General features: G+C 33.8%; 2 protein-coding genes. Both read left to right on the top strand.

Annotated elements, in window-relative coordinates; all coding sequences use genetic code 11:
- Window positions 1–461 (top strand): hypothetical protein (locus tag QZ657_RS09320; RefSeq protein WP_291966448.1); only part of this gene is annotated, 461 nt, incomplete at its 5' end.
- Between the two features lie 782 nt (window positions 462–1,243).
- Complete coding sequence (locus QZ657_RS09315) at window positions 1,244–6,799, top strand: FG-GAP-like repeat-containing protein (RefSeq protein WP_291966447.1); 5,556 nt, start codon at window positions 1,244–1,246, stop codon at window positions 6,797–6,799.
- Window positions 6,800–7,829: the final 1,030 nt, after the last annotated feature.

The raw sequence follows: 7,829 nt of genomic DNA, 5'->3' as shown, positions 1-7,829 counted from the left end.
AATTAGATACTAATTTTAATCTAATTAAATCAATTGAATTATCTCAATTAGGAGAAAATTTATACGAAAAGATAGTACCCTATAATGCGCCTTTTCATCTGTTAAGATTACCCGACAATAATATTTTAGCTTACGGTATGAGTTCCTTTCGTATTCTTGATAATGATTTAAACATCATACGAGAGGAGTTATTAATAGGTCACTCTTTACAAGCTGTGCTACTTATTGATAATTCCATTGTACTATCTACTGATAAATTAATTAAAAAATTAGACTACAATGGTGACTTAATAACTGAATTTAATTACGGTCAAGAAACAATACTTGGATTATTTCCGTACAAAGAGAATATTATTTTCATGGCTCGACAATCTATATTTGGAACTGGTAACCCATTTTTTGGAACATTTTTTATAGGAACCCTTGACAAAGATCTCAACTTAATTCCTCCATCACAATAAAGTTTATTCTCTTTTATTCTTCCTCGTTTTAGCGAATTTTGTTTCTCATTATATCATTTACTATAACGACCCAAAATGTTTTCAAATTCTAGCGTAGATAGCTTTTTCAGCAACTATGTAAAATAGCGTTCAAGTACGCTATTTTCAGAATACATATTATTGTTCTATAATGTCTTGTGTTATGAAACTTTGCTTTGGTAAAAGCGAAGTTATTTACTGCAATCTTCTTTTTATTTTTTTCTTTCTAAAAACTTTCTTCTCAAAAGGCAATGAAACACTTATTATACGAGCCGAGGCACGAAGGAAGTATAATGTATTTTTCACTTTTTTCTTTTAACCTTTCCAGTCAACATCGCCAACAATTGATCGATTTACGTGTCCAATAGATTTAGATTCGGATTCTATGTATATTATTTAACAATCAAACCACGGTTACTATCCCTTTTACAAATCTTCCTATATCTTGTGAACTAAGGCTACCGCTCAAGTTACCACATTATGAATAAATAGTTTTATGCTCGACCTTAAAGCTGCCATAATTGGTCTTAAAATTTCGAGCTACTAATTTGGTTTTCCACCTAACATCAATTGGTACCCTTCAAATTTCTATAATTTTGGAAATTTTATAAAGTATTCAATTTCCAATTTTACCAATTAAAAGGTATGCTATGGTATTTCAGTGAATTAGCAAAATTTGTTGAAATAAAGCTTTAACATTTTCGTTAAGACATAAGAATAAACCAGAAAACCTACCTACTTTAAACTAAAGGAATCCTAATCATATGAAGATACCATTACTTTTATTCACTTTTCTATGCTTCTCCACAGTATTTTCACAAAAAGAAATAAATGTTTCCTATTTAACCTCCTCTAATTGCTCTTCAAATGATGGTCGAATTTCAATAAATCTACTAGATTATGGAGATGAGTGTGAGAACATTTTTGAAAGACATACTTTGCTTACTTCAGAATCTGAAATTACTGCGAAAACTGTTGCAGATATAGATGGTGATGGATTTACAGATATCATAACGGCTAACAATACAGAACTTGCAGTTCAAGTAAACCGTCAAAATGGGCAATTCGAGCAACTAATCGTTGACGACGATATTAACAAAATTAATTTAATAGCTATTGCTGATATTGATGGAGATGGAGATATGGACATAGCCGCCAGACATTCTTCCTCTAGGTATTATTACTTGCAAGAAGATGATGGGTTTTTAAAAGTGCAATTGAGGTACCCAGGAGAATACTCCGCGGAGGTTTCCTTGCTCTTAGACGATAGTGAGAACAAAATTATAGATATAGACAACGATGGAGACATGGACTTTGTTCGGGTATGGAAAGATCGTTCTGGCGATGATTATTTGGAGCTAAATGAGAACGATGGAACTAACGATTATACTGCCAAAAATCTATTGAATACGAATTTACGTATTGAAGATATTATGGACTTTAAACTATATGACCATGATAATGATGGTGACGTAGATGTCGCACTACTATATAGAAATGGTTATGACGATGCCAGTATCGTTAAGGTTTTTATTAACGACAGTTTTGGAAATTACACGTATATAAATGTTTATCAATTAAATAGCATCTATGTTAATCAACTCATAACAACTGATGTAGATGGTGATGGTGACATAGATATTATAGGAACGGGATCACGACAAAATATTGTCAGCACCAACTTAGATAACAACACGTTTGACACCGTGATAATGCAACCCAAGGATTTTACTACCGAAGATGTTTCGCTTTTAGACCTTAACGGAGACAATACCAAAGAATTTGTTTTTAATGGCGGATATGAACTTTACTGGTTTTCTGAAAGATGTAAAGCAAATTTTCAAACAACAACTTATGAATACTCTATTGATGGAGGCATCAATTTTAAACAGGAAAATGCTTTCTCTGGATTAAGTTACGGAGACTATCAAGTCGTTGTTCGAGATAAAATAAGCCTTGAGACTATAGCCTATGCAGGAAACCCCATATCATTACTTGAAAACACTCCAAATATAAATGAGATAGTCATATCAGATTCTAGATATTGTACTGATGGTACCGGAAAAATTGAAATCGATGCTTCATTATTGGTGAGAACCAACAATGTTTTTAATCATAAAGGTGAAATCGGGGGTTCTGCCTCGACTTATGATGATTTTGATAATGATGGGGACATCGATGTCATAGCAATAGACGATAGCAATGACAATGATTTGGTTTATTGGCATGAAAATTTAGGTACAGGCCAATTCTACAAACACATCTTAAGTGGATTGCCTTGGCTAGATGAATCTATATATAAAACATTACCTATGGATGTCGATAATGATACGGATAAAGACCTGGTTATTATTTCATCCGCAGGTGAGCATATCGCCATTAATGATGGTAATTTCAATTTTAATTTCAGAGACTTGGAAATAAGTGGATTTTATGATCAATTAATGCCCGTTTCGGTTGACATAGATAATGATGGTGACCTAGACCTCTTAGCTGCTGCAAGAGGTTATAATCAATTAGCTTGGCATGAAAACCCTATTGAATTAACCAGTGCGGGTGATTATGATTTTGTAAGACACCAAATTTTCAACAACATCTCAGAGATTACCAAAATTGTTCCAATAGATTTTGACGATGATACCGACATAGATTTAATTGTATCGACACAAAACAGGGGCAGTGGAGATGTGAGTGGTGGACTTTATTGGTTTGAAAATGATGGAATGCAAAACTTTACAAGACGTATCATTTTTGAAGGCCATAATGTAAACAACATTATAGTTGAGGACTTTGAAACTGATGGGGATTTAGACATTTTTTATTCAAGTAATACTAAAGATAAAATTATTATTTCCTTGAACGATGGAAATTTTAATTTCAATGAATTTGAGGTTGGTCTTTATAGTGGGTATTTTGATGTATCCGACTACGATTCAGATGGCGATAAGGATGTTATATTAAAGCCATCTCAGAATTTTGCCGTGCTACAGAATAGGGACAATCAAGGCTTTGATTTAAAATTCTTATGGGATAAAGACGAATATCTTGATCCAGACTCTTTCGGTAGTAATACTATAAAAGGTGTTGATTTTGATGCAGATGGCGATATAGATTTTTTATTCAATAATAAATTTTTAAGAAATGACACTACCATTAAAAATAGCAATTCAGCATTATTGTATTCAATTGATGAGGGCAACACTTTTCAAAGTAGTCCTGTTTTTTCCAATTTAGCTCCAGCTTCTTATAATATTAAATTTAAGTATGAAGACTGTATCTATGATTACGATCAAACTTTAGAGGTCAAGGGTAGATACCCAATAAGTATTGATAATATCTCTACCCAGGCGCCAACAATAGAAAACCCTAAAAGTGGTGTTATTGATATTGAAGCTAAATTGGATGATATTGATTATTGTGGTGAATTTAAGGACGAAGAAAAATATTTAATTTCAGGTATCCAAATTGGCAGAAAATCTGCGAGATTAGTAGATTATGACAATGATGGTTTGGTTGATATTATCTCAAACCACATGCAAAGACTTGTCTGGTTCAAAAATTTAGGTGACGGGTCGTTTCAAGAAATTTTGATAATAGGTGAAGCGGTATATGCCTTTAACATATTTGATAGTAATAGCGACGGCAGAAAAGATATAATCGCCACCCTATACAGTAATTCCCAAAAACTTTACAATTTCGAACAAAATCCAAATCAAACACATACTAGGGTTGAGTTTGTAGATGTATCAAATCCTTATCTTAACGGGTACGTTTCTCCTATGCATGTAAGTGATATAGATGCCAACGGTCATGCAGATTGCATTTATTATTTTAATGATAACGCTTATATTGCCTTGAACAATTCAAATCAAGTGCCAACTACACACCAACTAAATATTGGTGTAAGGGGAGAAAGGGTCATTGATATTAAAACTGCAGATGTTAATCTTGATGGCCATCAAGATATGATCGTTGCCTATGAAGGTTGGTTTAGAGTCTTTGCAAATGATGGGGCATTCAATTTTACAGAGATTGGAACTTATACAAGTAACAATGGAAGTCAAAAAATACAAATTAAGGATATTAATAATGATGGCTACATAGACATTTTTACACGAGGCGATTATAACATTAATTGGTTTTCAAATAGTGGTAGCGGCAATTTTGAGTTGGTAGAAAATATAGAAGTTGCTCAATATAATTATAATACTAGACTTGCAGACTTTAACAATGATGGCTTTCCTGACTTATATTATGACACCAATTCTATTTATGAAGATTCAGTTGAGAGATTTTGGTTAAAGAACGATGGTACCGGTGTCTTTTCAAACCCCATTAAAATACCACAAGGTAATAATGAAGAAGGTAATGTTTATATTTCAGATTTTGATACTGACAGTGATATAGATATTGTAGCAATAACAGATGGGTCCATTTCAGTTTATGAAAATTTTTGCCAAAATGATTCTGGCACGCTGCTTTCATATTCCATAGATGGAGGAAATTCTTTTCAAGATACGCCAAGATTTGAAAATTTAGAGTTCGACAGTCCTTATAATGTTATAGTTCGTGGAACCAACAATTCTTGTCAAGAATCAATTTACGAAGAAAATCCTATCATTTTTAGAACTAATGACCAGGATAAGGATGGAATTTTGGATGACCAAGATAATTGCCCGAATACCGCGAATCCCCTTCAAGAAGACTCAAATAACAATGGAATTGGTGATGTTTGCGAGAATGATCCTTTGCAAGTAACGACAGTAAAAATTTCTGCTGTTTCATGTAATGGTTCTCAAGACGCAACTATACAAATTGATGCAGTTGGTGGAGTTAAACCTTATCAATACATACTATTGGATGAAAATCAAAATGTTATTATCCCTGCCCAAGCCATCAACTTATTTGAAGACCTTAGACATGGAAATTATATAGTAAAAGTAATCGACGATACATCTGCAGAAAGTTTCTCAAATACAATAACCATAGACGAGCCTGAGGAATTACAAGCTAGCTCTACCAAAACTAACGTTAGCTGTAATGGGGCAGACGATGCTATCATTGAGGTAGATGCCAGCGGTGGTTTAGCACCTTATCAGTATAGGGTTAATAGCGGTAGTTTAACTAATAACAACATATTTTCAAACCTTTCTCCCGCAACTTATTTAATTACTGTAATTGACTCAAATGGTTGTCAAAAAACAAATAATGTATTAATCGGCGAACCCGAAATTTTAGCCATAGATGCAAATAAGTCTGATATTACTTGTAAAGGATTAAACGATGGTAATATTATAGTATACGGTTCAGGTGGTACTGCCCCTTATGAATACAGTTGTGATGGTACAAATTATTCCGCGAACAATAGTTTTAATGACCTGGTTTCTGCTACATACAATGTTTTTGTTAAAGATGCGAGTGGGTGTACCCAAACTATTCAAGTAGTTGTTTCAGAGCCAAATAGCCCTGATTTTGATAATGATGGCCTTGGTGATTACTGTGATGATGATATTGATGGAGACGGTATTGCCAACGAAAATGACCAATGTTTTACAACGCCTTTGGGAAGTTCGGTGAATACTAACGGTTGTTTGGTATTTTCATTACCCGCAAATAATTTTACCGTCCAAACCTCTAGTGCATCCTGCCCTAATAACACTAATGGCAGTATTAATATTAGTGCGATTTTGTCTTATGATTACACCGCAACTCTAACTGGTAACTCTATTAATGAAATAAAGCAATTTGGTAATACGCTCAATTTTGAAAACTTGGGCGCAGGTATTTATGATGTTTGTATTACCATTGCTGAATATTCTGATTTCGAACAATGTTTTTCAGTTGAGATTACTGAACCCGAAGCTTTATCCGTAAGTTCAAAGATGGATATATCGGGTAAATCGGTTGTTTTAAACTTAAGTGGTGGCATCAATTATAGTGTTAATTTGAACGGTACGATTTATAATACCGACGAAAACGAAATCATGTTACCGCTTTCCAAAATTGAAAATAGCTTGACCGTTAGTACGGATATGGAATGTCAAGGCATTCATGAAGAAACAATTTTGATGGCTTTTGAATTATCAGTATATCCAAACCCTGTAGAAAAGGGCGATGTAACCGTTATTTTAGAAGATAATTCAATAAACGATGTTAGATTATCTTTATACACATCAAGTGGCAGACAGATATTTGGGAAAACTGCCGAAGTAGTGAATGGTGTTGTAAAAATAAATATGGATGGTTTTTCTTCTGGAATGTACTCCTTGAATATAGAAACGTCCAATAATACCTACACGAAAAAAATAATCAAAAAATAGCTAAAAGTTTTGTCGTTTGTCGAGTGGTTAAACGACCTAAGAAAATTTTGGTCAAACAATAGGGGAGATGAGCGTTAAGAATTTTAGGGGACTGACTATCATATATATGTATTAACTGTGATATACGTTAAATTGTCTAAAAGCAATCTTAAAGAGTTACAATAGGTTCAAAAATTCAGCAACCGACCCGTGCACCTACCTGCCGGCAGGCAGGTTGTTTCTAAATTCGGATAGCTATCGGAACTGTAAGCCTTATTTTTTTCTTTAGTTCATTACATGTCAATTGTTTATAAAAGTTTTCATGAATCTTCTTTGTCGATTTCGCCGCCGCATCATCTCGCTCAAAGTATTCTTTGCCGTATCAAGAAAAAAAGATAGGACGTAAATAAAATTATCCAGTGGATGATTGAATTTGTGGGCCAGCCGTAGCGTTGGACTTAACATCTAGATAATTAATGCCAGCGCACCGTATTCTAAAGATTCTTAATCTTCAGAATTTCTGCCGTATTTTACATAATGTTAGAAGTACTTAAAGAAAAACTTCAAACAAGTCAAGAGGTTAGCAAGGGCTAAGAATTTTTACAAATTAATGCCAACGCTTCATCTCGCTCAAAATTTAAAAGATTCTCAATCTTCTAAATTTATGCCGTGGCAAGCTGACGAGAATGCTCTAGAAAAAAATAAAACGTACATTTTATCGAATACGAGAATTTTAAAAGAATCTAAAAGGTTAGCTTTTTTTGGCGCTGGCCAAGCCAAGCGTTGACAAATTATGTTTTTAAATGAACGCCATAAAGCTTTTATTTTTAAAAAGCAATCGAGCGCATAGGCAGCGGCTATTATACACAACCCGTGACAAATAAAATTAGCCAGTGGCTGATATTATTTGGTGGCGAGATGAAGCGGCTGCCTCAATTAGAATATAGTTGAACTTACCGTAGTTTGGTTTTTACATAATTACTTTGTTATAATTCTCCTGCGGGCCTTATAACGTAACTATGTACAATAGCGCGGAAATGCGCTATCCACT

This window comes from Maribacter sp., assembly GCA_020629415.1.
Lineage (GTDB): Bacteria > Bacteroidota > Bacteroidia > Flavobacteriales > Flavobacteriaceae > Maribacter > Maribacter huludaoensis.
Note: the sequence above shows the minus strand (reverse complement) of the source record. Positions and strands in the feature narration are given on the sequence as shown.

Bases quoted from the DNA above. Each gene is read 5' to 3' on its own strand.
- QZ657_RS09315 (WP_291966447.1), top strand. From the start codon at position 1,244: ATGAAGATACCATTACTTTTATTCACTTTTCTATGCTTCTCCACAGTA.